The 26,254-nt window shown below is 64.0% G+C and carries 23 protein-coding genes; 9 read left to right on the forward strand and 14 right to left on the reverse strand.

Annotated elements, in window-relative coordinates:
- Positions 1-3: 3 nt before the first annotated feature.
- From ACLIRY_RS06835 to ACLIRY_RS06845, 3 genes are all read right to left on the reverse strand, one after another.
- Positions 4-1,665, reverse strand: a complete 1,662-nt coding sequence (locus tag ACLIRY_RS06835) for an AmpG family muropeptide MFS transporter (protein WP_413204610.1) — start codon at positions 1,663-1,665, stop codon at positions 4-6.
- A gap of 627 nt (positions 1,666-2,292) precedes the next feature.
- The gene (gene typA / locus ACLIRY_RS06840; protein ID WP_413204611.1) at positions 2,293-4,128 is read right to left on the reverse strand and encodes a translational GTPase TypA; all 1,836 of its coding nucleotides are present in this window, start codon (positions 4,126-4,128) and stop codon (positions 2,293-2,295) included.
- A gap of 12 nt (positions 4,129-4,140) precedes the next feature.
- Positions 4,141-5,136: an adenosine kinase gene (locus ACLIRY_RS06845; protein ID WP_413204612.1), complete on the reverse strand. Its 996-nt coding sequence runs from the start codon at positions 5,134-5,136 to the stop codon at positions 4,141-4,143.
- 469 nt (positions 5,137-5,605) lie between these two features.
- Between ACLIRY_RS06845 and ACLIRY_RS06850 the strand changes: the two genes are divergently transcribed.
- The 3 genes from ACLIRY_RS06850 to ACLIRY_RS06860 all read left to right on the forward strand — a co-directional run bounded on the left by ACLIRY_RS06850 (position 5,606) and on the right by ACLIRY_RS06860 (position 7,621).
- Positions 5,606-6,286, forward strand: a complete 681-nt coding sequence (locus ACLIRY_RS06850; RefSeq protein ID WP_413204613.1) for an EI24 domain-containing protein — start codon at positions 5,606-5,608, stop codon at positions 6,284-6,286.
- A gap of 158 nt (positions 6,287-6,444) precedes the next feature.
- Positions 6,445-7,191, forward strand: a complete 747-nt coding sequence (locus ACLIRY_RS06855; protein ID WP_413204614.1) for a bactofilin family protein — start codon at positions 6,445-6,447, stop codon at positions 7,189-7,191.
- Between the two features lie 40 nt (positions 7,192-7,231).
- Positions 7,232-7,621: a hypothetical protein gene (locus ACLIRY_RS06860; protein ID WP_413204615.1), complete on the forward strand. Its 390-nt coding sequence runs from the start codon at positions 7,232-7,234 to the stop codon at positions 7,619-7,621.
- Between the two features lie 138 nt (positions 7,622-7,759).
- On the opposite strand, the gene nth is transcribed toward ACLIRY_RS06860, so the two are convergent.
- Positions 7,760-8,437 carry an endonuclease III gene (gene nth / locus ACLIRY_RS06865; protein ID WP_413204616.1) on the reverse strand — a complete coding sequence of 226 codons (678 nt, stop codon included), beginning with the start codon at positions 8,435-8,437 and terminating at the stop codon, positions 7,760-7,762.
- 99 nt (positions 8,438-8,536) lie between these two features.
- Here nth and ACLIRY_RS06870 point away from each other — a divergent pair, with 99 nt between their 5' ends.
- From ACLIRY_RS06870 to ACLIRY_RS06885, 4 genes are all read left to right on the forward strand, one after another.
- Complete coding sequence (locus ACLIRY_RS06870; protein WP_413204617.1) at positions 8,537-8,776, forward strand: DUF1127 domain-containing protein; 240 nt, start codon at positions 8,537-8,539, stop codon at positions 8,774-8,776.
- Entirely contained in the window at positions 8,764-9,663 is a 900-nt protein-coding gene (locus ACLIRY_RS06875) for a bifunctional transcriptional activator/DNA repair enzyme AdaA (RefSeq protein ID WP_413204618.1), read from the forward strand. The genes ACLIRY_RS06870 and ACLIRY_RS06875 overlap by 13 nt, the downstream gene beginning before the upstream one ends.
- A 63-nt stretch (positions 9,664-9,726) precedes the next feature.
- The gene (locus ACLIRY_RS06880; RefSeq protein ID WP_413204619.1) at positions 9,727-10,155 is read left to right on the forward strand and encodes a MerR family transcriptional regulator; all 429 of its coding nucleotides are present in this window, start codon (positions 9,727-9,729) and stop codon (positions 10,153-10,155) included.
- Positions 10,127-10,483 (forward strand): carboxymuconolactone decarboxylase family protein, encoded by a 357-nt coding sequence (locus tag ACLIRY_RS06885; RefSeq protein ID WP_413204620.1) that lies wholly within the window; start codon positions 10,127-10,129, stop codon positions 10,481-10,483. Before ACLIRY_RS06880 ends, ACLIRY_RS06885 begins: the two co-directional genes overlap by 29 nt.
- A 138-nt stretch (positions 10,484-10,621) precedes the next feature.
- Here the strand turns inward: ACLIRY_RS06885 and dapB are convergent, their stop codons facing one another.
- The gene (gene dapB, locus ACLIRY_RS06890) at positions 10,622-11,419 is read right to left on the reverse strand and encodes a 4-hydroxy-tetrahydrodipicolinate reductase (protein ID WP_413204621.1); all 798 of its coding nucleotides are present in this window, start codon (positions 11,417-11,419) and stop codon (positions 10,622-10,624) included.
- A 325-nt stretch (positions 11,420-11,744) separates the two neighbouring features.
- On the opposite strand from dapB, the gene ACLIRY_RS06895 reads away from it, so the two are divergent.
- A complete protein-coding gene (locus ACLIRY_RS06895; RefSeq protein ID WP_413204622.1) occupies positions 11,745-14,069 on the forward strand; it encodes an anthranilate synthase component I in 2,325 nt (774 codons plus the stop codon).
- Here the strand turns inward: ACLIRY_RS06895 and cobM are convergent.
- From cobM to ACLIRY_RS06925, 6 genes are all read right to left on the reverse strand, one after another.
- Positions 14,059-14,823 (reverse strand): precorrin-4 C(11)-methyltransferase, encoded by a 765-nt coding sequence (gene cobM, locus ACLIRY_RS06900; protein WP_413204623.1) that lies wholly within the window; start codon positions 14,821-14,823, stop codon positions 14,059-14,061. The genes ACLIRY_RS06895 and cobM overlap by 11 nt on opposite strands.
- Entirely contained in the window at positions 14,820-16,643 is a 1,824-nt protein-coding gene (gene cobJ / locus ACLIRY_RS06905; RefSeq protein WP_413204624.1) for a precorrin-3B C(17)-methyltransferase, read from the reverse strand. The genes cobM and cobJ overlap by 4 nt, the downstream gene beginning before the upstream one ends.
- Positions 16,640-17,359 (reverse strand): precorrin-2 C(20)-methyltransferase, encoded by a 720-nt coding sequence (gene cobI / locus ACLIRY_RS06910; RefSeq protein WP_413204625.1) that lies wholly within the window; start codon positions 17,357-17,359, stop codon positions 16,640-16,642. Before cobI ends, cobJ begins: the two co-directional genes overlap by 4 nt.
- Positions 17,356-18,576, reverse strand: a complete 1,221-nt coding sequence (gene cbiE / locus ACLIRY_RS06915; protein ID WP_413204626.1) for a precorrin-6y C5,15-methyltransferase (decarboxylating) subunit CbiE — start codon at positions 18,574-18,576, stop codon at positions 17,356-17,358. The genes cobI and cbiE overlap by 4 nt, the downstream gene beginning before the upstream one ends.
- Positions 18,573-19,286, reverse strand: coding sequence for a precorrin-8X methylmutase (locus ACLIRY_RS06920; protein ID WP_413204785.1), 714 nt, complete (start codon positions 19,284-19,286; stop codon positions 18,573-18,575). Before ACLIRY_RS06920 ends, cbiE begins: the two co-directional genes overlap by 4 nt.
- Before the next feature lie 917 nt (positions 19,287-20,203).
- A complete protein-coding gene (locus ACLIRY_RS06925) occupies positions 20,204-21,262 on the reverse strand; it encodes a sirohydrochlorin chelatase (RefSeq protein ID WP_413204627.1) in 1,059 nt (352 codons plus the stop codon).
- A gap of 218 nt (positions 21,263-21,480) precedes the next feature.
- Between ACLIRY_RS06925 and cbiB the strand changes: the two genes are divergently transcribed.
- Complete coding sequence (gene cbiB, locus ACLIRY_RS06930; RefSeq protein ID WP_413204628.1) at positions 21,481-22,500, forward strand: adenosylcobinamide-phosphate synthase CbiB; 1,020 nt, start codon at positions 21,481-21,483, stop codon at positions 22,498-22,500.
- 3 nt (positions 22,501-22,503) lie between these two features.
- On the opposite strand, the gene ACLIRY_RS06935 is transcribed toward cbiB, so the two are convergent.
- From ACLIRY_RS06935 to ACLIRY_RS06945, 3 genes are read right to left on the reverse strand one after another with little or no spacing between them, the layout of a single operon-like run.
- Positions 22,504-23,592: an alkene reductase gene (locus tag ACLIRY_RS06935; RefSeq protein ID WP_413204629.1), complete on the reverse strand. Its 1,089-nt coding sequence runs from the start codon at positions 23,590-23,592 to the stop codon at positions 22,504-22,506.
- A 60-nt stretch (positions 23,593-23,652) separates the two neighbouring features.
- Positions 23,653-25,092 (reverse strand): cobyric acid synthase, encoded by a 1,440-nt coding sequence (locus ACLIRY_RS06940; protein WP_413204630.1) that lies wholly within the window; start codon positions 25,090-25,092, stop codon positions 23,653-23,655.
- Positions 25,093-25,124: 32 nt separating this feature from the next.
- Positions 25,125-26,147 (reverse strand): YSC84-related protein, encoded by a 1,023-nt coding sequence (locus ACLIRY_RS06945; protein ID WP_413204631.1) that lies wholly within the window; start codon positions 26,145-26,147, stop codon positions 25,125-25,127.
- Positions 26,148-26,254: the final 107 nt, after the last annotated feature.

Raw genomic sequence — 26,254 nt, forward strand, 5'->3', positions numbered from 1 at the left:
TGGTTAGCTGTTTCTGGGGGGCGCGAATTTCGCCGCGAGGACCACCAGGATCAGCACGGGAAGGCCGATCACCGCCGTACCCACATAGAAGCTCACGTATCCCACGGCGTCAACGAAGGTGCCTCCGTATCCGGCCAGGATCTTGGGGAACAGGGTCATCAGCGAACTGAACAGAGCGTATTGCATAGCCGTGAATTGGATGCTGGTCAGGGCCGAGAGATAGGCCACGAACGCGGCGGAGGCGATCCCCGAGCTTAAGTTGTCGCCGACAATGGCGATCATCAGATAGGGCGTCTCCCCAGGGTGAACTGCCAGAAGGGCAAACAACAGGTTTGATCCCGCCGCGAGGACCGCGCCGAGGAACAGAACCTTCATCACCCCGAACCGCAGAGCGAGCACACCCCCAAGAAATCCGCCCCCGATGGTTGTCCACAGGCCGAGGAATTTGGTGTAGGTGGCGATCTGGTCCTTGGTGAAGCCCATGTCCACGTAGAACAGATTGGCGACGGCTCCCATGACAATATCGGCGACCCGGTAGGAGCCAATGAGAGCCAGGACCAAGAGGGCGAGCTTGCCGTAGCGCACGAAAAAATCGGCGATGGGGGCGTAGTAGGTCAAGGCCACATGGCGGCGGGAGGCAACACCTGCGACCATCAACAGCACGGCCAAACTTCCAGCACCCACCACGGAAAGGACAAAGCGCAGGCAGCCCGCCAAGAAACCGGCGAGGTGGGTCGCGAGGCCCCAATTCTCGCTCATGGCTTTAGAGAGACCGGCGATCCAGGTCTCGGTGAGAAGGAACGTGGTGAGAAACCCCGCCGCAGCAAGGATGACCACGGCGACGAAGCGGGCTTGGTCCCGGGTTCGGCCTGGGCTCTCGTCGGCGGTACGGCCTTCGACCACCGGTTCAGGCACCATCAGGGTGGTGAGGATCCCCACCCCCACGCAGAGCGCCATGGCCTTGTAGACCATCCCCCAACTGGCGGCGTCATAAACGTCCCCGTGCTCCAGGGCCGAGGCGAGCCAGAGGGATCCGGCTCCGGCCACCAGCATGCCGACCCGATAGCCACCGATATACATGGCTGACATCATGGATTGAAGTTCCGGCTCCGCCGCTTCGATGCGGTAGGCATCCAGCACCACGTCCTGGGTGGCAGAGGAAAAGCCGATGATCACGGCGCCGATGGCGGTCAGGGTCAGGCTGGTGGCCGGGTCAAAGGATCCGGTCCAGACCATACCGACGCAGAGGGCCGATTGGGCGAGCAGCATCCACCCCCGCCGCCGCCCCAGCCAAGGGGTGAGGATCGGCAGGCGCAGCCGGTCAACCAGGGGAGCCCAGACGAATTTGACCGAATAGGCCAAGGCGGCCCAACTCAGCATGGTGACCGTCGAGCGGTCCACTCCTGCTTCCCGCAGCCAGACCGAAAGGGTGGAAAAGACCAGCAGCAATGGCAGACCCGAGGAGAACCCCAGGAAGAACATGCGCCCCACCCGGGTATCCCCGGCGGCGAGGATGGCATCTCTCCAGCGCTGGGGCAGCGGCGCGAGCAAGGCGTGTCCCAGGGCGGCGAGTCCGACAGCGCAAGCCAAGTTGGCGATGACGGCCCCCGTCCCTCTTGGAAAAACGCGCAGACGCCAGGGCGCGGGAACGGAGGTCTCGGTCATGGCGGATATCCTGCTGGAAAGAGGTGACTCAGGGAGCCAGAAAGCCCGAGTTGCGTCAAGGGTTTGGGGAAGAGCTTCTGGCTTTGTCCCGGCCTTCAAGGGGTCTGTTTTCCCGTCACGGGGCTTTGCCCCGTTCCCCACTGGGGCCGAACGGCCCCAGACCCCAGGCCATAAAAAAATGGGTTTGAGCAATCGCCCAAAAAAAGACGAGACACTGTCGAGTATTGCGATGTGGAACACACAAAGACAGTGAATTTCACGATCTTGCTGCCTCTTCAATGATCCATTCGGAAAAGGAGTGAATCGGACCTTCGTTCAATCTGATCGGTTCTTGGATGACGAGGCAAAAAGTCTTGGAGATTCCTTTGCCCTCCGGCCAGGTTGCCGAAGCTACGATATTCTGTATGAAACACGAGAGTGATTCATTGTTTACGCTAAACCAAAGGTCAGGGGCCTGATTCCTTTTAAACGCATGGGATCAAAGGGTTTGTAACCCTTTGCGGGTCTGGGCGGAGCCCAGAGTTTTGTAAGGGCGTGGTCAGGACCTTAAAGAGATGGCGCCGGATACAAGAAAAGGGCGGCCCCATGGGACCGCCCTTTCCGTAACCGTCACACCGATCGAGGCTGTTATCCCTCGACGGTTTTCGCTTTCTTCTTCCGCTCATGCGGATCCAGGTAGCGCTTGCGCAGACGGATGGTCTTCGGCGTCACCTCGACCAACTCGTCGTCCTGAATGTAGGCCAGCGCCTCTTCCAGGCTCATGCGGACCGGCGGGACCAGGCGGATGGCCTCATCCTTGCCCGAGGCGCGGATGTTGGTCAGCTGCTTGGCCTTCAGGATGTTCAGCTCCAGGTCATTGCCCCGGCTGTGCTCGCCGATGATCATGCCCTCGTAGACCTTGTTGCCCGGCTCGATGAACATCTTGCCGCGGTCCTGAAGGTTGAAGATGGCGTATGCCACCGCTTCGCCCTGGCCGTTGGAGATCAGCACACCCTCGCGGCGGCCTTCGATCACCCCCTTGTGGGGAGCGTAGCCGTGGAACAACCGGTTCATCACGCCGGTTCCCCGGGTGTCCGTGAGGAACTCCCCATGGTAGCCGATCAGACCGCGAGAGGGAGCGTGGAAGACCAGACGGGACTTGCCACCGCCGGACGGCTTCATTTCCTGAAGCTCGGCCTTGCGCAGGGACATCTTCTCGACCACGGCGCCCGAGAACTCGTCATCCACGTCGATGACGACTTCTTCGATCGGCTCCATGCGTTGACCGTTCTCGTCGGTCTGGAACAGAACGCGCGGGCGGGAGATGGACAGCTCGAAGCCCTCGCGCCGCATGGTCTCGATCAGCACGCCGAGCTGCAGTTCGCCGCGACCGGCGACCTCGAAGGCGTCCTTGTCTTCGGTTTCGCGGATCTGGATGGCCACGTTGCCCTCGGCCTCCCGGTCCAGGCGGGCGGCGATGACACGGCTGGTCAGCTTGGTGCCTTCCTGACCGGCGAGCGGCGAGTCATTGACCTGGAAGGTCATGGCCAGTGTCGGCGGATCGATGGGGATGGCCTTCAGGGCCTCGGTGACGTCCATGGCGCAGATGGTATCGGCCACGTTGGCCTTGGCCATACCGGCGATGGCGATGATATCGCCTGCGTCGGCTTCTTCCACGGGCACCCGGTCGAGGCCGCGGAAAGCCAGAATCTTCGACGCCCGGCCCTGTTCCAGCAATACACCCTCGCGGGAGAGCGCCTTGATGGGCATGTTCATCTTGATTTTGCCCGTCTCGATGCGACCGGTCAGGATGCGACCCAGGTAGGGGTCCGCTTCCAGGGTGGTGGCCAGCATGGTGAAAGGGGCATCGATGTTCCGAGCGGGCTTGGGCACATGTTCACAGATCAGGGTGAACAGGGGCTCCAGCGTCAGCCCTTCGGTTCCGCCTTCGATTTGCTCCAGGTCGGTCACCGCCCAGCCGTTGCGCCCAGAGGCGTAGAGGGTCGGGAAATCGAGCTGGTGGTCATCGGCGCCCAGATTGGCGAACAGGTCGAAAACCTCGTCGTGGACCTCGTAGGCCCGGGCGTCGGAGCGGTCGACTTTGTTGATGATGACGATGGGGCGCAGGCCCAGGGCGAGTGCCTTGCTCAGCACGAACTTGGTCTGGGGCAGGGGCCCCTCCGCTGCGTCGCAGAGAAGGACGACGCCGTCGACCATGGACAGGATGCGTTCCACCTCGCCACCGAAGTCGGCGTGGCCCGGGGTGTCGACAATGTTCACGCGCACCCCCTTCCACTCCACCGAGGTGGGTTTGGCGAGGATGGTGATACCCCGTTCCTTTTCCAGGTCGTTGGAATCGAGCGCGCGCTCGTCCACCTTCTGGTTGTCACGGAACGTGCCGCTTTGCTTGAGCAGCGAGTCCACCAGGGTGGTTTTGCCGTGGTCGACGTGCGCGATGATCGCGATGTTGCGGAGGGTGCTCATGGGAGTGTTCTTTTAGCCCAACTTTTCCTTGACGAGTTCGGCCAGGGAGGAAACCTCCGGGCGGGCACCGAAGTGGGAAACCACTTCCGCAGCCGCGATGGCCCCGATGCGCGCGCAGAGCTTGGGCTCGTACCCGCGGCAATAGCCGAACAGAAAACCGGCGGCGAACTGATCGCCAGCCCCGGTGGTGTCGACCAGATGTGTCACCGGTTCGGCGGGCACATCGGTCATATCGGTGGCGGTAACGACCCGGCACCCCTTGGCGCTTCTGGTCAGGGCGGCGAGTTCCACCTTGCCCTGCACGGCCTTGGCTGCCGTTTCGAAGTCGTCGGTGTCGTACAGCGCCATGATTTCGGTTTCATTGGCGAACAGGATGTCGACGTGGTTGTTCACCAAATCCAGGAACTCGGCCTTATGCCGGTCCACGCAAAAAGAATCGGACAGGGACAGCGAGAACTTACGCCCTGCGTTGCGGGCGTGGTCAGCGGCTTTGACGATGGCCTGCTTGGCCGCATCCATGTCCCACAGGTACCCTTCGACATAGGTGACCTTGGACTCCTGGATCAGGGTGGCGTCGATGTCATCGGGACCCAACTGGGTGCAGGCCCCCAGGAAGGTGCTCATGGTGCGCTCGGCGTCCGGGGTTACCAGGATCATGCAGCGGGCGGTGGAGATCTCGCCAGACAACGGCTTGGTGTCGAAGGTGGCGCCGATGGAGGTGATGTCGTGGCGGAAGATCTTCCCCAGGCCGTCATCGTTGACCTTGCCAATATAGGCGACCCGTGCCCCCAGGGAAGCCAAACCGGCGATGGTATTGCCTGCCGAGCCGCCAGAGGATTCGATGCCCGGACCCATGGCCCCGTAAAGCTTTTCCGCCTGGGCTTCGTCAACCAGGATCATGGCGCCCTTGGGCAGCGCATGGGTGGTCAGGAAGGCGTCATCGGCATTTGCCAGCACGTCGACAATCGCGTTGCCAATTCCGGCCACGTCGAAACGGGGTTCGGCCATGAAATCCTCTCGTCCATTTTATTGTAAGGAGTCCGTGTCCGGGCCCTGTCCAGCCTTTCGGCCGACGAGTCCAACGTCCAGGTGGGGTTGTCCCCCTTGGGCGGCAGTTGCCGGGGGCCTTCCTGATCCGTTGTGGAACGGTCCTGGCCCGAATGCGATCCACCCACGCGTCTCGTGGGCCGATGGGGCCGGGCCGCAGTATACTTGTGACGGCCCGGATCACAAGGCGGCGTGCGGTCCTGTCCCAGGTTTTTCCCAGCTTTTTGGGGGGCAAACCTTGCGTTAAAGGGCGGAAACCCTCACATTCGAGCGATTCCGCGATGCGAAAAAATAATCGTGGGAGGGGGAAAAGCGGGCATCGATTTTCCGTCTTCTGCCACTTAAACCTATTGCAATCGACCATGCGCATGGATCCGGGTCGATTCGACCAGCATCCGGTGCGATCCAATCGAGAAGGACCGACGACCCCATGTTTTCCGCCCTGATGAAGGCCTTTGGCCAGCTAGGAGACCCACGGATCCGCAAAGTTTTGCTCCTCTCCCTCGGGCTGACCCTGCTGGGATATGTGGCGTTGGTTGCGGGTTTGTCGGCCCTGGCGACCGTGATCCAAGCGACGGGTATTGATTTGTTGGACACCGCCATCGACTGGCTGGCCGGAACTGCGGTGATGTTTGTGGCCCTGCTGTTCTTTCCGGCTCTTGTAACGCTGATTTCCAGTTTCTTCCTGGAGGAGGTGGCAGACGCCGTGGATGCGCGTCACTATCCGGCCCTGCCCTCTCCCCGGAAGAGTCCATTGATCGAGACTCTTGTGTCGTCGATCAAGTTCACGCTGGTGATGGTGCTGCTGAATATCGTCGTCATCCCCTTATATTTCATTCCCGGGATTGGCTTGTTCCTGTTCTATGGACTGAATGGCTATCTGCTTAGCCGGGAGTATCTGGAGCTGGTCGCCCATCGGCGTATGGTACCAAAGGAGGCGAAAGGTCTGAGGTCCCGGTATCAGGGCCGCCTTTGGATTCTTGGAGCGGCGACGGCGTTCTTGACCACCATTCCCATCCTCAACCTGCTGGCGCCGATCATTGGGACGGCGGCCATGGTGCATATGGTGGAATCCCTTCGGCGCAAGGATGCTGTGTCCAAGGGCGTCTGATGACTTGAAGCCCCCTTGTGGCGCGGATAAAGTGGAGGTATGCGTGGCAGCGACGGAACCGGGGGGGCGCTGCGGCGGAGACTTCATTTGGCGGGTGGGCTAGGGAGCGGTTCCTGGACCCAACGAGCCACTTTATGCCAGGAAAGAGCCAATCGCCCATGTTCGGACGTAAGACACCCAACCAGCCCACGCGCAAGGAATCCACCGGTTCCGACAAGACGGATGCAAAGTCCGAAGCAGATTCGGTTCAGGATGCAGGTGCTTTGACCGACGGGCAAGACGCCACAGAATTCAGGCCCAAGGGAGCCGCTGCCTTCACTCCCTCGGGGGACACCCCCAGCTTTACACCCGATAGTCGAGCAGCGCCGACGTTCACTCCGCCATCGAGCGTGGCGGCTCCTCCCTTGAAACCGTTTGCCCAGCGAGGCACCCAGATGCCCAGCCGTCCCATGCAGACCTCCTACAAGCAGCAGGATATGCCCAGACGGGGCATGGATATTCCGGGCCATGGGGGCCATGGGGGCCGTCGGACCGATGCCGTGTCTCCCGTCGGGGATGGAAAAACCTTGACAGTCGGTCGGGAAATCCAACTCTCCGGAGAAATCTCTGCCTGCGACCATTTGGTGGTGGAGGGTAAAGTTCAGGCAAACTTGGCCAACGCCCGCATTTTGGAAGTCGCCGAAGGGGGGCAATTTCTCGGCAAGGTCACCATCGAGGAAGCCGATATCAGCGGCCTGTTCGAAGGAGAAATGACCGTGACTCGTCTGGTGACCGTGCGCCCCACGGGAAAGGTTTCGGGAATACTTCGTTACGAATCCTTGGTGGTTGAGGATGGGGGGAAAGTTCAGGGAACTGTCTCGCCTTTATCCGATGATGATGACGACGACAACAATGGTTCGGTCTGATCTTGGGGTGCGACGGAAGTCCCCTTTCCTTCTGGTACCCTTGAGAACCACAAGTTTTTTGGTGGCGATGTTGGGTTTGGCGGCGTGTCAAACCACCGAGTCAGCGAAGCTGCTTGATGGGGTCAAGATACCCCCCCTGCCCATCTCCTCCCCCCGGGAAATGATGGGCAAGGAAGGGAAGGCCCTTCGGGCTGCCCTGGGCAAACCGGCTCTGTTGCGTCAGGAATCTCCGGCCCAGGTCTGGCAATACCTGGGGGCGTCCTGCGTCCTCGACTTTTTCCTCTACGAGGAAGACGGCGGCCAGATGCGGGTGACCCACATCGAAAGCCGGGGACGGACTGGTGGATCTGTCAGGCCAGATCTCTGTCTGCAAGACGTCCATCGGACCCGCTATCTGTCTGCCAATGGGGGTGGACAGGCTGGGGTGTGACCGGATGACGGTTTCGAGAGCATCGAGCGGAAAAGTGGGCACCGGTTTTCCGGTCCACTCGATGCTCAACTTATTGAATTTAGATCAAATTACCCACCCTGAATCGATTCCGATTTAGGGCGGTTTGATCTAGGGCGGTCAGGCCAAAATCTTATCCTTGAACAGACAGACCTCGGTGACCGGGCAAACCGGGCAATCGGGTTTGCGTGCCTTGCAGATATAGCGGCCATGCAGGATCAACCAGTGATGGGCGTGTTGGGCAAAGGCCGGAGGAACGATCCGCTCTAGCAATAACTCCACAGCCAAGGGTGTCTTGCCGGGGGCAAGGCCGGTTCTGTTGGAGACCCGGAACAGGTGAGTGTCCACCGCGATAGTTGGCTGGCCAAAGGCGATGTTCAAGACCACATTGGCGGTCTTCCGGCCCACGCCGGGGAGTTTTTCCAGGGCTTCCCGGTCCGGGGGAACGGAGCCTGCGTGTTCGGCGATCAGGGCTTCGGACAGGGCGATGACGTTCTTGGCCTTGGTATTGAACAGGCCGATGGTCTTGATGTAGTCACGAACCCGGTCCAACCCCAGAGCCACCATCTTTTCCGGTGTATCGGCCACCTTGAACAGGGGGCCGGTGGCTTTGTTCACGCCCTTATCTGTGGCTTGGGCTGACAGAACCACAGCGACCAGCAGGGTATAGGGGTTGACGTAGTCCAGTTCGCCCTTCGGTTCCGGATTGGCTTCGGCGAGCAGGGAGAAAAACCGCTCAATCTTCTCCCTGGAGAGCTTGGACCGGGGGAGGGATTTCGTTTTGGGTGCGGTGGCCATGGGCAGCCCCTTTTGCAAGTCAGCAAGAACCGGGTGGGGGGCGCTATGGCCCATCCCTAGTGTGGGGGCATGCTTACACCACATTCAAGGGATCTCGCCATGGTTGACACCAGTCTTTCCCGGGTTCGTCGCGCAACCCACTTTTTAATGCGCCGCCGTCTCTCCACCCTCTGGACGGTCCTGTGGACAACCTGCGAGGCGCACCTTGAACGGCGGAGGCAATTGCGCGCTCTCGCCGCGCTGGACGATGCGGCCCTGAAGGATCTGGGCTTGAGCCGGGCGGATGTGGAATATTGGTCCGAACCGCCCGTCCGGAGCACTGACCTATGGATGCGCTGACCGTGATCGCCCCACCCTCCCCGTCTTTTGAGCCCGAGGCGTTTTCCGGCAGCCGGGATTACGAGCGGATGGCTCGGGCCATCGCTTGGTTGGATGCCCATGCGCTCGACCAACCGGATTTGGATGCCGTGGCGGCGGCGGTCCACCTGAGCCCCTACCACTTCCAGCGGCTCTTTACACGCTGGACCGGGCTTAGTCCTAAGCGCTTCCTGGGTTGTCTGACCCTGACCGAGGCCAAGCGGGTTCTGGCGGAGACGGGCAACGTTCTTGATACCGCGTTGGACCTGGGTTTGTCTGGCCCTTCGCGGCTGCATGACCTGTTCGTTACGCATGAAGCCATGAGCCCCGGAGAAATGAAATCCGGCGGGGCGGGGCTGAGCATTCGGTACGGTGTCCATGACGGCCCCTTTGGTGCAGTCTTGCCCTTGATCACAGAGCGGGGTCTCTGTGGCTTGCATTTCCTGGACCCATGCGAGCCCGGATCGGTAGGTGAGGCTCTGGAAGAGGCCCAGGCGAAATGGCCTAAGGCGCGCTTCCTCGCCGATCCGGAGGCCACGGCGCCCGTGGTCGCGGCCCTCTTTCCCGCCGGTGGGGGCAAACCCCGGGGGACGGTGAAGTTGCTGCTGTCCGGAACCAATTTCCAAGTGAAAGTTTGGGAGGCGGCCCTGCGTGTGCCGCCGGGCGCCCTGGTCTCTTACCAAGCCATCGCCCGGGCCATCGGCAAGCCCAAGGCGGTCCGGGCGGTGGGCAATGCCTTGGGCGCCAATTCCATCGCTTTATTGATCCCCTGCCACCGGGTGATCCGGGGAACCGGCGCCTTGGGCGACTACCGCTGGGGTCAGACCCGGAAGCGCGTCATTCAAGCTTGGGAGCAGGCGGCAGAATAGGCCTTGACTTAGAGTGCACTCAAACCCTTAGCCTCGGGTGGGTCGAAACGAAGGAATGGGTCCATGAGGATTGGTGATTTAGCGAAACGGTCCGGATTGACGGCCCATACCATCCGCTATTACGAGCGTATCGGTTTGCTTCCCCGGGCCGACAGGGATGCATCCGGTCATCGGGATTATGATCGGTCCATTTTGGCGTGGATTGATTTCCTCGGGCGGTTGAAGGCCACGGGGATGCCAATTCGCGACATGCTCAGATATGCCGTGCTCAGGGAGCAAGGCGCAGGAACCGAGCGGGAGCGGCGTCTTCTTTTGGAACGGCACCGGGATCAGGTGCGGCTCAAATACGCCGAACTCGGGGAAAATCTCCTCGTTCTCGACACCAAAATCGCTGGATATATCGAAACGGAAGAGAGGATCCCAAACGATGACGCACCAACAGACGAACGGGATGGACAGTCGCTTGGACCGGGGCAAACGAGCCTTAGCTGAAATTGACGGCCAAGCGGGCCAAAAGGTGATCGATGCCCTGGCTGATATTGCCCCAGATTTCGCCACTTACTTGTTCGAATTTCCCTTTGGCGATATTTATTCCCGGCCTGGATTGGATCTCCGGTCCCGGGAGATCGCGACGATCGCTGCATTGGCGGCGATGGGCAATGCGGCGCCGCAGTTGAAGGTACACATCGAAGCGGGACTAAACGTGGGCCTGAGCAAAGAGGAAATCATAGAGATTCTCATGCAGATGGCGGTTTACGCGGGGTTCCCCTCTGCATTGAATGGCCTTTTCGTCGCGAAAGAGGTTTTTTCGGATCGATGAGAGCGCCCCATTCGGGGCTTTGCCCCGCGCCCCACCGGGGCCTGAGGCCCCGGTCCCCCATGAGGTTAAAAGGAATGGGATCAAAGGGTCCCGGACCCTTTGCGGGTCTGGGCAGAGCCCAGACTCTTTGCGATTGGGTTACAGCCCCAGAATATCCCGCATGGTATAGAGGGCGGGGCCATTGTTCCGGGTCCAGAGGGCGGCTCGAACGGCCCCCTTGGCGAAGACCTTGCGATCCGAGGCCTTGTGGGTGAGTTCGATTCGTTCGCCCTCGGTGGCGAACATCACCGTGTGATCGCCGACCACATCACCGCCGCGCAGGGTGGCGAAGCCGATGGAGCCGCTTTCCCGAGGACCGGTCACGCCATCACGCACCCGGGTTGCCACGTCGTCCAGGACCACACCCCGGCCGGCAGCGGCGGCTCGGCCCAGGCCCAGGGCCGTGCCGGAGGGCGCATCGACCTTGTGCTTATGGTGCATCTCGACGATTTCGATGTCGTATTCTTCCCCAAGAATGGCGGCGACCCGCTCGGTCAGGGCGAAAAGCAAATTGACGCCCACGCTCATATTGGGGGCGAAGACCACGGGGATGGCCTTGGCGACCTCGCGCAGCATGGCCACGTCATCCTCAGCCATGCCCGTGGTGCCGACGATCAGCGCCGTGCCATGTTGCGCAGCCAGGGCCGCATGACCCACCGTGGCTGCCGGAGTGGTGAAGTCGATGACCGCGTCGGCGGCTTCGAACAGGGCATCCACGTTGTCGCTGGCCGTGAGTCCCTGGGCATCGAGCCCGGCCAGAACACCCAGATCCACACCCAAGGCTGGGGATCCCGGGCGTTCGCTCCCTCCCGCGAGTTCGGCTTCGGGGGATTCAATGACTTCTTTCAGCAGCATGCGGCCCATGCGCCCGGCGCACCCGAGGATTCCGATCTTCATGGCGGGGTCTTCCTTTATTCACGACCAACGGTGAGGGCGTCTGTCTAGCACAGCGATGCTTCGGGAGGAATAGATGGCGCTTGACGGCTCGAGCCTTTCCCGGCAGCATCGCCCTCATGGAACAGTTTGTCGCGCATAGAGCCGCTTTCGGGGCTTGGTGGTGGCGTCCGCCTTTCGCGGATGCCCCGGCGCGCGCCCTGTTCTAGTCACAAGACAGTATCGAACAGGCCCACCCGGCGGGGGCTTCGCGGAAGGCGAAGACCCCGGTGTCCGGCCCTGCCCCTTTTCCCTGCCCGTCCGCACGCCCGTGCCTTTGGCCTTTCGCATGCCCGCGCCGTTTCCCTATGAGAACGAACGGACAGCGACCATGGAAGAGATCACCACCCAGACGACCCCTTGCGGACTGCGCGTCCGCCGCCGAAGGATGCCCCTGACCGACCCCTCTGGCATCGAGGCCCTGATTCCGGCCCTTGATCGGCGCCGGGGGATGGTCATGGCGTCGACCTATGCCTATCCGGGCCGGTACCGGGAGGGGATGAGCGCTTTCATCGATCCGCCCCTGGTGCTGGAAGGCCGGGACCGGACGGCGAGCCTGACGGCCTTGAACGACCGGGGGCGCGTGATTTTGCCAACCCTGGCCCGGTGTCTTCGAAGTGCGCCCGGCATCGAAACCGTCGAAGACAGCGGAGACCGGGCCCGGATCACCCTCCTCCCGATGGACCCCTGGTTCCCGGAGGAGGCCCGATCCCGCCAACCCTCCCTCTTCTCCGTGGTCCGAGCCCTGATCGCGGCCTTGCGGATGGAGGATGACGCGACCTTCGGCCTTTATGGTGCCTTTGGCCACGACCTGGGCTTGGCCTTCGAGCGCATTGCCCAGGCCAAACCTCGTCCCGCAGACCATCGGGACCTTGTCTTGGCCCTGCCCGACCGGATCTGGAGCTTCGATCCCGTCGGCAAGGGGGGAGAACTCATCGAATACGATTTCGAAACGGCGGAGGGGGCGTCCACGGAGGGCCTGCCCCAGGCCACGCCGGACACACCGCCGCCTTCGGCCCTGGCCAATGGGACAGAAGATGACATGGCCCGGGGCACCTATGCGGGGATTGTGGCGGAGCTGAAGGGGGATTTCGCCGCCGGAGATTTGTTCGAGGCCGTCCCATCGCGTCTGTTTCGGCGGCTGTGCCCGGAGCCCCCGTCCCGCCTCTATCAGCGTTTGCGGGCCGATAATCCGGCGCCTTACGTTTTTCTCGCCAACCTGGGCGGGGGCGAGCATCTGGTGGGGGCTTCGCCGGAGATGTTCCTGCGGGTGACCGCACGGCGGGTGGAGACCTGTCCCATCTCCGGCACCATCGCTCGGGGCCGGGATGCCCTGGGGGACGCGGCGAACATCAAGGCCTTACTCAATTCGGAGAAAGATGAGGCGGAGCTGACCATGTGCACGGACGTGGACCGGAACGATAAGGCCCGGGTCTGCGAACCCGGCTCCATCCGCCTGTTGGGGCGCCGTCAGATCGAACTGTACGCGCGCCTGATTCATACCGTGGACCATGTGGAGGGCACCCTAAACGCGGACCGCGATGCGCTTGACGCCTTCCTGTCCCATTGCTGGGCGGTGACGGTCACCGGAGCCCCCAAGCGGGCGGCGATGGAGCGGGTGGAGGGGATCGAACCCACGGTGCGCGGTTGGTATGGCGGTGCCATCGGTCGGGTGGGTGTGGACGGGTCCCTCGACACGGGGTTGACCCTGCGGACAATCCGGCTGCGCAATGGGATCGCCGAGGTGCGGGCGGGGGCCACGGTCCTCCATGCCTCCGACCCATATGCAGAAGAAGCGGAAACGGTGCTCAAGGCCTCGGCCCTGCTTGCTTTGCTTGATCCGGCCCTTGAGCCGCAGGGCGCCCTGCCCCGGCCCCGCTCCAAACGCATGCCCTTCCCCCGCCCCCGGGTGCTGCTGGTCGATCACGAGGACAGTTTCACCCATACCCTGGCCAGCTATTTGCGGGCGGCGGGGGCGGAAACCACTGTGCTCCGCTGGGATTTCCCCAGGCCTCTGATGGCGGAATTGAATCCGGACCTGGTGGTCCTTTCCCCCGGGCCGGGTACGCCGGAGCGCTTCCGACTGAGCGAAACCATTGGCTTGGCCCTGGAGCAGAGCCGCCCCCTCTTCGGGGTGTGCCTGGGGCTCCAGGGGATCGTCGAGTATTTTGGAGGCGGATTGAGTCGTCTGGACACTCCAGCCCATGGTGTGGAGTCCCCGCTGCGGTTGGTTGTGCCTCGGGACAGGTTGTTTTCGGGGCTCGGCGAGGGGGTTCGTGTGGGGCGCTACCACAGTCTCCATGCCGATCGGGCGCGTTTGCCCCGGGAGTTGGCCGTTCTTGCTGAGACCGAAGATGGTGTGATCATGGCCGTTCGTCACCGGCGGTTGCCAATCTCCGCCGTTCAGTTCCATCCGGAAAGCTTGATGACCACGGGCGGGGATGCGGGGGCGCGGATGGTTGGGAACCTGCTGTCCGCCTGCGGCGGTGTGGGGTCTCGCCCACACCCAGTTGGGGGCGATGCCCCCAAGCCCCCCTTCTTTTTAGGAAAGGCGGGGTTTGAGGAGGCCCTGCCTCCCCAAGACTTAAACAGGGGCGCAGCTCCTATGCCTTAGCGGGCCGCAGCACATGGGTATGGTCCTTGGCATAGAGGCGGCTGTCGGTAAAGGCGGTCTCCTCATCCAGGACCCGCCCCACCAGGATGAGGGCTGTGCGGGTCAAGCCGGCGGCCTTCACCTTGGCGCGGATATCGGCCAGGGTGCCTCGGATGACCGTTTCGTCTGGCCAACTGGCGCGGAAGATCACGGCAACGGGGCAATCGGCACCGCGCAGGGGGGTCAACACTTTCTCCACATGGGCCAGATTGGTCACGGAGAGATGGATGGCCAGGGTGGCGCTCCCCTTGCCCAGGCTCTCCAGGTCTTCGCCTTCGGGCATGGCAGAGGCGCGGACGGCGGTGCGGGTCAGGATGATGGTCTGGCTGACATCGGGCAGGGTCAACTCCGTGCCCAGGATGGCGGCGGCGGCGGCGAAGGCGGGGACGCCGGGGCAGATGTCATAGGCAATCCCGAGGGTTTTCAGGCGCCGGATCTGCTCGGCGATGGCCCCGTAGAGGCTGGGATCACCGGAATGCACCCTGGCCACGTCTTGGCCGTTCGCTTGGGCCGCCTCGATATGGGTCATGATCTCGTCCAGGTTCAGGGGGGCGGTGTCGATCACTAAGGCCCCCTCAGAGGCATGGTCGATGACCTCGCGGGGGACGAGGCTTCCGGCATAGAGTACCACGGGGCAGGCTTTGATTAGATTCAGGGCGCGCAGAGTGATCAAATCGGGGGCGCCGGGGCCGGCTCCAATGAAATGGACGGTCATTTTACTTCCTTAATGCTTTTGTCCGCGCCGGGGCCGGTGTCTTTACGGGCGTAGCCGCGGGGGGTGTAGACCCAGGGACCAACGGTTCGGGTGTTGGAACTGCCGACCAGCACAACGGTCAGCATGTCCACCTCCTCCGGATCCAAGGCGCCCAGGGTGGTGACCCGGACGGTCTCTTCCGGGCGGCCCAGGTTGCGGGCGAGGACGACGGGAGTTTCGGCAGGGCGATGCTCAAGCAGGATGGCCCGGGCCTTGGGGAGTTGGTCCCGGCGCCGTTTCGATACCGGATTGTAGAAGGCGACGACGAAATCTCCCAGGGCGGCTCCCTTCAGGCGTCGTTCGATGTCCGGCCAGGGGGTCAGCAGATCGGAAAGGGAGATGGCGCAGAAGTCATGGTTCAGGGGTGCGCCCGAGCGGGCCGCAGCCACCTGGAGGGCCGAAACGCCGGGCTCTACAGTGATTTGGATCCGGTTCCAAGTGGGATTCTGGGGGCCTTCCAGCTCCAGAAGCTCGAAAACCAGGGTGGCGAGGGCATAAATCCCCGCATCGCCTGAGCAGACCAGGGACACGGCCCGACCCTCGGCGGCGAGCTCCAGGGCGCGGCGCGCCCGTTCGGTCTCGTGACCCAGGCCCGTTTCATGGCGGACCTTGCCCGAGGTGGCATCGCCCAGTAAGTCCAGGTACAAGCCGTAGCCGACCAAATCCGTTGAGGCGGCAATGGCTTGGGTCGCGGCGGGTGTCCGCGAGCGGGCCTCGCCGGGGCCGATGCCGACAATGAACAGGTGTCCCCGAGGGCGCCCGATGGTCTCGGGGTCGAGGGGGGCGGCGGCCCGGGCAATGGCGCAGGTGGCCCGGGCGGATTTGGCCTTGGGGACCACCAAGGTTCCCTTGGGTCCAACAGCGGCGAGGGCGGCGCCTTCGGAGACCCCATGGCAGCCCACTTCCCGGAAGACCACCTCGGACGGGTTGGCCAGTCGCTCCCGTTCCGTCTCCAGAACGGGGGCGGAGAAGAAGCGGGCGGGGACGGCCAGGCGCTCGGCCAGGGCGAGGACGGCGGTTTCGTCGGATTTCAGGTCGATGGAGGTGACACAGGCGATGGCGTCGGGGGAGAGATTGGCCTTCGCCAGGGTGTCCCGGACCAGGGCCTCCAACTCCTCCGGCGGACAATTCCGGTCACAGCCCACGCCCAGGGTCAGAACTGGCGGATGGATGAGCAGGCCATCCGGGGAGTCGATGGGTTCGTCGGAGAGGATCACTCGGTCCTGGGCCTGATCGTCTTCGGGGAGGCCAACGGGCCAGTCGAGGCCGGGCAATCGGCGGTCCACGGCGATGGGCAGGCCCGCCAGAAGGGCGGCCATGGGGCCTTTGGCGGCGGCGGGATTGGCCACCCGCCAGCCGGGCGGCGGATCATCGAGCGCAAGGCCGAAGGCAACCTCTCCTCCCGTGGTCAGGGCCGGGCGGATGGCGAGCGCCTCCCCCAGGATGGCGGCGAGGCGGTTGCCGCCCCGGTGGCCGCCGATCAGGGGGACGACCGCCGATCCGTCTGCGGCGAGGGCCAGAACCGGTGGTTCTCCGGTCTTGTCCGAGAGCAAAGGCGCAATGGCTCGGATCAGGATGCCCGAGGCACAAACGCCGATCAGGGGGTGGCCCAGGGCGAAAAGGGAGCGCAGATGGGCCAGGGTCTCGGTGAACTCCCGATCGGCACCCTTGGTCCGCCCGGCGAGGCCATGGACCTCGGCTCCGGACAGGCCGGGAGCGAGGCGCCGGGCCAGGGCGAGGCCCGGCGGGTTCAGCGCGATGAAAACGGGGGCGGCGCTCATAGGGGGTCCTTTCGGGCCAGCAACAGGGAGAAGTAGGGCACGCCCTCGACCAGGGCTTGGGGCAGAGGCAGGATCCGCTCCCCCTCCAACCCGCCCCGGACGACGACGGTTGCCCCCTCGGCCAATCCGGCCCGTTTGAGGGCAGCCGCGACCCGGGGCAGGTGGCGGCCCAGTTTCATGACAACGGCGGCCCGGACGGCGGACAGGGCGGTGTCGAGGGTGGCGTCATCGGCGGTCGCCGGGAGGATGGCGAGGGGCTCGTCTCCGGCCACGAGGGGTCTTTGGGCCAGGGCGGCGCAGGCCATGGGAGAAGCCACGCCCGGAACGACCCGCATGGGGAAGCGGTTGCCCAAGCGTTCGAGCACATAGATGAAGGAGCCGTAGAACAGGGGATCCCCCTCGCAGAGGAAGGCGACGTCCCGTCCGGCTTCCAGGTGTTCGGCGATGGCCTTTGCGCCCTTGTCGTAGGCCGGGTGCTCGGGGCTTTGGCCGGGCTTGAAGGCCATGGGCAGGGAGATTTCCGGAAGCCCCGCAAGGAGGTGAGGCGCGGCGATGGCCCGGGCGAGGCTGTCTCCGTCCTGATTGGCGGGATAGGCCAGGACGTCCACGGCGTTCAACAGGCGGACGGCTTTCAGGGTCAGCAACTCCGGATCCCCTGGGCCGACGCCGATGCCGGTGAGGGTTCCGGGTCTTGTCCCGGGCTGGGATCCGCTCATGGTTTGATGCCAGTGTATTGGGTGACGGGGGCCAGGGCCTTCCAGGCTTGAAGGCCGGGGCCGATGGTTTCCAGACGGCTGACGTTGAGGCGGCTCATCTCTCCGCCGTGGAGGGTCCACCACTCGGTCACGCGGGCTTCGGCCTGGAGGGTTACGGCGTTGATCACCAGCCGCCCCCCGGGACGCAAGCGCTCCCAACAGAGCTCGAGAAGGCCCGGTACCGAGACGCCGCCGCCCAGAAAAATGGCGTCGGGGATGTCGGTTCGCTCCAGGATGGTTTCCTCGGCTGGACCCGGAACGATATCCAACCCGGGGACCCCAAGGGTTACGGCATTGCGGGCGATGCGGGAAAAGCGACCCCGGTCCCGTTCAAAGGCCACGGCCAGGGCCCGGTCTGCGGCGCGCATCCATTCGATGCCGATAGTGCCGCAGCCCGCCCCCACGTCCCACAGCAGGGCGCTGGGATAGGGCTGGAGGGCTGACAGAGTCGTGGCCCGGACCTCGCGCTTGGTGATCATGCCATCGTGGTCGAAGGTGGAATCGGGCAGTCCCGGAACCCGGGAGCGCAACGCTGTGCCGGGGTCGGCAACGGCCTCCAGGGCAATGACGTTGAGGTCTGCCACGTGATCCTCTTGCCAATCCCCGGCCAGGGCTCGGATTCGGTTTTCTTGTGCGCCGCCCATGTGTTCCAGGACCGTCATGGGGCTGTCCCCATATCCGGCCCGGGCCAGGGTGCGGGCCAGGGCCATGGGGGTGCGGCCATCGCGGGAGAGGAGGAGCATGCGAACCCCTGGGGCGAGGTCCCTTAGGGCCATCTCCAGGGGCCGCCCATGGACGGTGACCAGGACGCAGTCCTGCAAGGCCCAGCCCAGCCGGGCCGCTGCGAGGGAAAAGGCCCCGGGATGGGGCAGAATGGTTAGCTCTTCGATTCCGTAACGACCCACCAGGACCGATCCGATCCCGCACATCATGGGATCGCCCGTGGCGACCAGACAGACCGGTTTGCCACGCAGGGCGTCCAGCCGCCCGAGAAAGTCCTGAAGGTCGGTATAGGGAAGGCGGCTCTGGCCCTCCCGCATCGGGATGCGGTCGAGAAGGCGGGCGCCTCCCGCTAGAAGGTCGGCGCCTTCGATCAGGGCACGGGCGGCGGGGGCAAGGCCCTCGGGGCCCTCGTCGCCCATGCCGACCACATGCAGCCAGGGAATCGTTTCGGTCATGGGAGATCGTCTCCTAGAGCGGGATGCATGCGAGTTGAATCGGAAGCTCTCTCTAGGTCGCCCTTTTCCAATTTGGCAAGGGCGTTGACGGCGGCGGCGGCCATGGCGCTGCCGCCCCGGCGCCCCCGGACGGCCAGGAAGGGTAGCCCCAGTGCTTTGGCCTCGGTGGCGAGCAGATCCTTGGATTCCCTGGCGCCGACGAAGCCCACGGGAAAGCCGAGGATGGCTGCGGGCATGGGGGCTCCCGGCTCGGCCAGGATCTCCAGCAAGTGAAAGAGCGCCGTGGGGGCGTTGCCAATGGCCACCACGGCTCCGTCCAGGACATTCCGCCAAAGCTCCACCGCCGCAGCGGACCGGGTGGTGCCCATGTCGCGGGCCAGATCGGGAACTTTCGGGTCATTGAGCATACAGATGACCCGGTTTTTTTGGGGCATGAGACCGGGAATGATTCCCCGGGACACCATTTCGGCATCGACCAGAATGGGCTTTCCCGTCCCGAGGGCGGCTCGCCCGGCGGTCACGACGCGGTCGTCGAAGATCAGGTCATCGACCAGATCGACCATGCCGCAGGCGTGGATCAGGCGGATTGCCACGGGGCGCAGGGGGGCGGGCAATCGGTCCAGGTCCGCCTCTGCCTCGATGGTGGCGAAGGAGCGGCGGTAGATCTCCGAGGGGTCGCGGATATAGTCTTCCGAAGCGAGCAGGGGCATGGATTGGTCCCGGGCGGCCATGGAGAGGCCCGTTTCGATGCCCAGGATCCAACCTTCTTCCCGCGTGACGGTGTCGCGGTCGGCTTGGCTCAGGTCGGCGGGACCTTCGAACAGGGGGGCGAGGCGGTCGAGGCCGTCGAGGTCCCACAGGCGCTGGGCCAGGGTGCGGACCTGGGTTTCATCCAGCACTTGACCGGGGGCAGCGGTCCGGGTGACCAGCGAGGGGTACACCTCGGCCACCACCACCCGGCTGTCGGTCGGGTCGGGCAGGGTCAGTCCGGTTTCGAAGGGCCAGATCCGCATGCCCTCCGAGACCCAGGGGTGGGTGCGTAGTCGCCAAAGGGCGGGGATGCCCACCAGGGACTGGCCGCCCACGGCACCGGCATAGGTCAGTTTCCAGACCGGTTGGGGGCCGGTGGCATGGGCCTCGGTCATGCGGAGTTCGGCCAAGCTTGGCTCGCCATCGATGTCCGAGGCGAGAACGGGCTTGGTCGGGGTGAGACCGTCGATATCCTTCCCCCGGGGTAGTCCCCAGAAGGCCCCCCGGCCGCCGAGCTGTTTGTTAAACTCTGCGGCGACCTCGAACCGGTTATTGGCGTTACCCTGCCCATCGACGATGGAGGCGGCGAGACGTTTCCACAGGCCCCGCCAATTGGCTTCCCCGGGAGCCAACAGCTCGGCCAATCCCTTGGGATAGCCGAGCGCGAAGTCCATGCCCAGGAGAACCCGCCGGTTTCGCGCCATCAGGTCGGAGAGCTGGTCCACCAGGATGCGCGACGCTTCCGCCCGGGTGGGTGGATTGGCGGTCAACTGCTCCACCCCATCGGCCAGGACATGGATCCAGATGCTGTCCTTGCCGGTTCGCGGTTCGGCTGCGGCGCTCCAGTCCACGATGACAATGGCGTCGAAAACGCGGCTCACCCCTTGCTTTCCTCCTTGGCGTGGGAATGGCCATGGTCATCGTGATGGTGATGTCCATGGCCGTGATCATGCCCGTGCCCGTGCCCGTGCCCGTGCCCGTGCCCGTGTCCATGATGAGGCCCATGATGATGGTGATGATCGCCGTCGGTTCCAATGCCGCTGACATGGTGATGGTGCCCGGCTTGGGCGGCGCCGACGCTGTCCTCGTAGCCAATCACCTGCTCGCGGTATTTGCAAAGCTGGCAGTTCATGGAGGTGTCACCGCCCAGGATGGCCTCCACCCGCTCGACGAAACTGTCGATGACGAAGGGGTGGTCATTCAGATAGGACGCCTTGACGAAATCAATGTCCGGGTGGGCGCTGGCCACGCCGTCGGTCTGGTCATAAATGCGTTGAACCAGGATGCCGGTGAAGAGGAACCAGGGAAAGACGATGATTCGTTTGAAACCCAGGCGGCTGGCGCGTTCAAGTCCCTGGTCCACGCGGGGGAAGGCGACACCGGAATAGCAGACCTCGGCCCAGCCGAAGCCCATGCCCTCCCAGAGCATACGGGCGACCTTGGACACATTGGAATTGGCGTCGGAATCATTGGTGCCCCGACCGACGACCATCAGCAGAGTTTCCGAGCGGGGAATGTCGGAGGGATGGGCGGTCTCCGCTTCCTCGATGCGGGCGCGGGCGGCCTTCAACAGCTTCGGGTCGAGGCCCAATTCGGCCCCATATTCCACGGTACATTCCGGGTGAGTACTGGCGAAGGTGTTGATTTCCCAAGGCAGGTCGTTTTTCACATGGCCTGCGGCGAACAACATGGAGGGGACGGCGAGGATGTGGCGGGCGCCCCGTTCCACCAGTTTTTCCATACTGTCGCGGATGATGGGCCGGGCGAACTCCAGGAAGCCGCTTTCCACGGGCCATTGGGGGAAACGGGCGGTCAGGTGGGCGGCCAATTGGCCGAACTCCCGCACGGCGCCTTCGTCCCGGCTGCCGTGGCCGCAGATCATGACCCCGATGGGGCCTTTGTCGCTGGAAGTCCTGTCATTGGGTGTATCGGTCATGGGTCGCTTGGTCCTTGCCTTCGAGCGGTTATGGAATAAGGAGGGTGGTCCCTGCCTCCGTCCTCCTGATGTTTCCTCCGGGCGGACTTCTCCTCCGGGGAGGAACGGCGGACTATAGGGAAGGCGGGGGCCGGACGCAAACATCGCTCCCAAGCTGCTCTTTCTCTTGCCCGATTTGGCGCTTGCTCGATTCGCGGTGGCCCGTCAGGATCGCGGCCATGTTCACTCTGTTCTCCTCTTCCATGGTGGGAGCGGCTCATTTGGGGGCCGATCCCTTGACCATTCTGCTCCTCGCCCTGGTCCTTGACGGGTACCTGGGGGAAATGGGGCTGCTGTTCCGTCTCCTTCCCCATCCGGTGGTTCTGCTGGGGCGGGCGGTCTCGGCCTTGGACCGGCGACTGAACCGAGCGGATCGGGGGCAGGGCGCGCGCAAAGTCCGGGGGATCGTTACGGTTCTGGTCCTGGTCGGGGGTGCGGTGCTTCTGGGTTTGGCGATCCAGATGGTCTCCGTCTTCCTGCCCCTGGGCTGGCTGTTCGAATTGTTTCTGGCTGCCACCTTGATTGCCCAACGCAGTCTCTACGACCATGTGGCCGCTGTGGCCCTGGGGTTGGAGCGGGACGGAGTGATCGGCGGGCGGGCGGCGGTTGCTCATATTGTGGGACGGGATCCCGCCTTGCTGGATTCCGCCGGAGTGGGCCGGGCGGCCATCGAAAGCCTCGCGGAGAATTTTTCCGATGCTGTGGTCGCACCGGTCTTCTGGTGCGTGCTGTTCGGCATGCCGGGCCTGTTGGCCTACAAGATGATCAACACGCTGGACAGCATGATTGGCCATAAGACCGAGCAATACCGGGCCTTCGGCTGGGCGGCGGCGCGGCTGGACGATTTGGTGAACCTGATTCCGGCGCGCCTGTCCGGTCTGCTGCTGGCGGTCGCGGCCCTCCGGCCGAAATGGGCCAAGGCCGGGGCCGCGCTGCGAATCATGGTGCGCGATGCGGGCAAGCATCGCTCCCCCAATGCCGGGTGGCCGGAGGGGGCGATGGCAGGGGCTTTGGCGATTCGCCTGTCCGGCCCCAGGGCCTATCGGGGGGAACCCCCCCGGGAGGAACCCTGGGTTGGTGAAGGTCGGGACGCGGTGACCATCAAGGATATCCGCCGCGCCCTGGTTCTCTTCCGCGACGCTTGCCTGATCGAGGGGGGGCTGATCGCCCTCCTCTCTCTGGGTCAGGCCGCCCTGTGAGGTTTACGCGGTTTCGAGCGCCGGATAGTCGATGTAACCCTTCTCCGCTCCGCCATAGAGGGTGTCGCGGTCCAGCTCGTTCAACGGCGCACCCGTCCTGAAGCGGGCCACGAGGTCGGGGTTGGCGATAAAGGGACGACCCAGGGCCACCAGATCGGCTTTGTTGTCCGACAGGGCATCGATGGCGGACTCTCGCGTATAGCCGTTGTTGGCCATATAGAGGCCTTTGAAGGCGCTCTTAAGAGCGGCGTAGTCGAACGGTTGGATGTCCCGGTCGCCACCCGTGGCCCCTTCCACCACATGCAGATAGACAAGACCAAGGGCGCTCAGTTTCGTCGCCAGGGTGGTGAACAGGCCCTGGGGGTCGGGATCGGAGATCGGGCCGTTGGCCGGAGATACGGGAGAAATCCGGATGCCCACCCGGTCCCCTCCCAGGGCGCCGACCACGGCCTCGGCCACTTCAAGGGTCAGGCGCAGGCGGTTTTCCGGGGAGCCCCCATAGGCATCGGTCCGCTGATTGGTTTCCGCACGCATGAACTGGTCGAGCAGATAGCCGTTGGCCGCATGGATCTCCACACCGTCGAAGCCACCGTCGATGGCGGTCTGGGCGGCATGGACGTAGTCCGCGACGATCCCGGGAAGCTCATCGGTTTCCAAGGCCCGGGGCGTGACGAAGGGCTTGAACCCCTCCTCCGTGAAGGCCTGACCGTCGGGTTTGATGGCCGAGGCGGACACGGGCAGGGCGCCGTTTTCCTGCAGGTCGGGATGGCTGATCCGGCCCACATGCCAAATCTGGGCGAAGATCTTTCCCCCCTTGGCGTGGACGGCGTCGGTGATTTTCTTCCAGCCTGCGGCCTGGGCCGCGTTGTAACAGCCGGGGGTGAAGGCGTAGCCCTTGCCCTGATTGGAAATCGGCGTGGCCTCGGAAATGATCAACCCGGCGGAGGCCCTTTGGCCGTAGTAGGTGGCCATCATGTCCGTGGGCACGTCTCCGGCACCCGCGCGGGCGCGGGTCAGGGGGGCCATGACGATTCGGTTGGACAGGGTCAGGGGTCCCATCGTCTGGGACGTGAACAGAATATCGGCGCTCATGCGAGAGTCCTTGGAAAATAAGGGGGGAAGGAAAACCTTACCCGTCACATAGGATCCCCCTTATCCCCGCGCCAGGGTCAGCAGACCTTCCATATTCACATGGCTTTCCAGATGGTCCGCCAAGTCGTCCAGGGTGGTGTCCACCCCGGTTTCATAGGCCAAGCCGCCCACTCGTCCGGGACGGAGAGCCGCCAGGAAGGCGCTTCGAAAATCATCCTCGGAGAAAAGGCCATGGACATAGACCCCCATCACCCGACCATCGGGAGAGCGGGCACTGTCGGGCAGGAGCCAACAACGGGTCCGGTCCGGCCCCTCCGTCCGGCCCATGTGCATTTCGTAGCCCCGAACCCGTTTGCCCCACAGGCCGTCGGTCGTCTCTACCTCCGTCAAGGCCTTGTCTCCACCCATGACGGTGTGGACGTCCAGGAAGTCGAGGGCGGGAGCCTTGTCCGGCGGACCCTCGATCCCCTGGGGGTCGGCGACGTCTCTGCCCAAAAGCTGGTAACCCGCGCAGATTCCGAGGATTCTCCCCCCCCGCCGCCAGTGAGCGCGCAGGTCGATATCCCAACCCTGGGCACGGAAAAAGGCCAGATCGGCCAAGGTGGCTTTGGATCCGGGCAGGATCACCAAATCGGCATTTCCGGGAAGGGGGGAGCCCGCCTGGACGAAGGTGAGCTCCACATCCGGTTCGGCCAGGAGGGGATCGAAATCGTCGAAATTGGCGATGCGCGACAAACGGGGCACGGCGATACGGATGGGGTCTCCTCCGCCGTTCGAAGGGGTGGCTCTGTCCAGGGCTACGGCATCCTCTGCGGGGAGGGCGCGGGCGCCGGGAAACCAGGGGATCACACCGAAGGAAGGCCAATCGGTCCGGTTGTGGATTAAATCCAAAGCCGGATCGAACAGGCTGGGGTCGCCCCGGAATTTATTGATGAGAACGCCACGGATGCGGGTTCGTTCCCCTTCGGGCAGCAGGGCATGGGTCCCGACGAGGGAGGCGATCACCCCACCCCGGTCGATGTCGCCCACCAGGACCACGGGCAGGTCTGCGGCCGCGGCGAACCCCATGTTGGCGATGTCGCCCGCGCGCAGGTTGACCTCCGCAGGGGATCCGGCGCCCTCCACCAGGACGATATCCGCCTCGGTTGTCAGCTGCCGAAAACTCTCCAGGACCCGGGGCAGCAATTGGGGCTTGAGCGAGCGGTAGGAGCGGGCATCGGCGTTGCCCAGCACCTTGCCTTGGACCACCACCTGGGACCCCACCTCCGACTGGGGTTTCAGAAGCACCGGGTTCATGTGGACCGAGGGCGCGACGCCACAGGCTCGGGCCTGGAGGGCCTGGGCGCGGCCGATCTCGCCTCCGTCGGGGGTGACGGCAGCGTTGTTGCTCATGTTCTGGGGCTTGAAGGGGCGAACGCGGAACCCCCGCCGGGTCAGGGCACGGGCCAAGCCGGCCACCAGCAGGGATTTGCCCACGTCCGAGCCCGTTCCCTGGAGCATCAGGGCTGCGGGTGCTCTCCCCTGCCCTTTCCTCACCGTTCGACCAGGCTGCGTTTCAGCCCTTCGGCCAGGGGGGTGGTCAGGACGCGGTTGATGAGGATGGCGTTGGGTGTGGCGCCAACCCCATAGATGGCGTCGTTCCAGTTGGTTTTGGGTTGGATGGCCGTTCCTTCCAGGCCCGCACCGCTAAACAGCCCAATGGAATGGGAAAAGGCGTAGATATCCTCGCCCACGTCGGTGGTGGTGGAGGCTTCCGCCCCGCCCCCGGCCACGAGGAAGGTGACGCTCACATTGGCGCCCCCCTTGAACTGGTCTTCCATCACCGCCTTGAGGCCCGCATCGGTCATGATGGCCATGACCACTTCATTCTCCTGAACACCGATCTGGAAGCCAACGGATCCTGCCGTCAAGCTATAGAACGCCGGGTCGGAGAAGGTGCCGTCCGAGCCCCGGGTCATCAGCAGACCGTTGCCATAGGCCGCTCCGACGATGAACCCGGCCTTGTAGAAGCTGGGGACGACCATGATGGCCCTGGCCCGGTCGATCAATTGGCGCAATTCCTTTTTGAAGCCACTGTTGTTGGTCAAGCGGACCACTGTGGCTTCGGCCTCGGCGATGAGTGAGCGGGCATCGGTGGCCGAGGTGTTTTTCATCTCCATTTGGGAGAGAGCTTGGGTTTGGGAGGTCGGTTGGTCGGACCGGGTGGCCGGGGTGGGTGTTTGAGAGGGCGCCGTTACGGGTGCCGCCATGGGCGCCGTGGCGGGCGCGGTCCTTCCGGGTTGGCTCGAACCATTGGGAGAGGTATGGATTTCCTGGGATTCCAGGAGTGGCGGGAGCGCGTTGGACGGCGACGCACCCTGGGGTGTGGGTCTTTGGGGCGTGGTCGCCTGGGGTGTGGAAAACTCCTGACCGTAGGCGGGACCGGTCGCTGGTGGCGGTTGACTTGGGGAATTGGGCACCAGAAGGACAGGTCCATTGTTCTGGGCCAGGGCCGGATCGGCGAGGGAAAGGGCAAGGGGCGCCCCCAGGGCCAAGGCGCGAATAAAACGGGACATGGACGGGACCTCCTTGGGTTCCGACAAGGGTTTGGCGAAAGGGCAGAGTCGCACGGACGACTTGGCAAGGGAATCCCCCTAGATCACGTTTATGACATCAGGTCTGT

Origin of the sequence: Rhodospirillum sp. A1_3_36 (genome assembly GCF_047263945.1) — a bacterium.
GTDB lineage: Bacteria > Pseudomonadota > Alphaproteobacteria > Rhodospirillales > Rhodospirillaceae > Rhodospirillum.

Excerpts from the sequence above, each read along its gene's own strand:
- ACLIRY_RS06835 (WP_413204610.1), bottom strand. The coding sequence starts at position 1,665 with ATGACCGAGACCTCCGTTCCCGCGCCCTGGCGTCTGCGCGTTTTTCCA.
- ACLIRY_RS06870 (WP_413204617.1), top strand. The coding sequence starts at position 8,537 with ATGGTTGACACCAGTCTTTCCCGGGTTCGTCGCGCAACCCACTTTTTA.
- typA (WP_413204611.1), bottom strand. The coding sequence starts at position 4,128 with ATGAGCACCCTCCGCAACATCGCGATCATCGCGCACGTCGACCACGGC.
- ACLIRY_RS06850 (WP_413204613.1), top strand. The coding sequence starts at position 5,606 with ATGTTTTCCGCCCTGATGAAGGCCTTTGGCCAGCTAGGAGACCCACGG.
- cobI (WP_413204625.1), bottom strand. The coding sequence starts at position 17,359 with ATGAGCGGATCCCAGCCCGGGACAAGACCCGGAACCCTCACCGGCATC.
- ACLIRY_RS06925 (WP_413204627.1), bottom strand. The coding sequence starts at position 21,262 with ATGACCGATACACCCAATGACAGGACTTCCAGCGACAAAGGCCCCATC.
- cbiB (WP_413204628.1), top strand. The coding sequence starts at position 21,481 with ATGTTCACTCTGTTCTCCTCTTCCATGGTGGGAGCGGCTCATTTGGGG.
- cbiE (WP_413204626.1), bottom strand. The coding sequence starts at position 18,576 with ATGACCGAAACGATTCCCTGGCTGCATGTGGTCGGCATGGGCGACGAG.
- ACLIRY_RS06895 (WP_413204622.1), top strand. The coding sequence starts at position 11,745 with ATGCCCGCGCCGTTTCCCTATGAGAACGAACGGACAGCGACCATGGAA.
- ACLIRY_RS06880 (WP_413204619.1), top strand. The coding sequence starts at position 9,727 with ATGAGGATTGGTGATTTAGCGAAACGGTCCGGATTGACGGCCCATACC.
- ACLIRY_RS06935 (WP_413204629.1), bottom strand. The coding sequence starts at position 23,592 with ATGAGCGCCGATATTCTGTTCACGTCCCAGACGATGGGACCCCTGACC.
- nth (WP_413204616.1), bottom strand. The coding sequence starts at position 8,437 with ATGGCCACCGCACCCAAAACGAAATCCCTCCCCCGGTCCAAGCTCTCC.
- ACLIRY_RS06940 (WP_413204630.1), bottom strand. The coding sequence starts at position 25,092 with ATGCTCCAGGGAACGGGCTCGGACGTGGGCAAATCCCTGCTGGTGGCC.
- ACLIRY_RS06845 (WP_413204612.1), bottom strand. The coding sequence starts at position 5,136 with ATGGCCGAACCCCGTTTCGACGTGGCCGGAATTGGCAACGCGATTGTC.
- ACLIRY_RS06945 (WP_413204631.1), bottom strand. The coding sequence starts at position 26,147 with ATGTCCCGTTTTATTCGCGCCTTGGCCCTGGGGGCGCCCCTTGCCCTT.
- ACLIRY_RS06920 (WP_413204785.1), bottom strand. The coding sequence starts at position 19,286 with ATGCCCCTGCTCGCTTCGGAAGACTATATCCGCGACCCCTCGGAGATC.
- ACLIRY_RS06855 (WP_413204614.1), top strand. The coding sequence starts at position 6,445 with ATGTTCGGACGTAAGACACCCAACCAGCCCACGCGCAAGGAATCCACC.
- cobM (WP_413204623.1), bottom strand. The coding sequence starts at position 14,823 with ATGACCGTCCATTTCATTGGAGCCGGCCCCGGCGCCCCCGATTTGATC.
- dapB (WP_413204621.1), bottom strand. The coding sequence starts at position 11,419 with ATGAAGATCGGAATCCTCGGGTGCGCCGGGCGCATGGGCCGCATGCTG.
- ACLIRY_RS06875 (WP_413204618.1), top strand. The coding sequence starts at position 8,764 with ATGGATGCGCTGACCGTGATCGCCCCACCCTCCCCGTCTTTTGAGCCC.
- cobJ (WP_413204624.1), bottom strand. The coding sequence starts at position 16,643 with ATGAGCGCCGCCCCCGTTTTCATCGCGCTGAACCCGCCGGGCCTCGCC.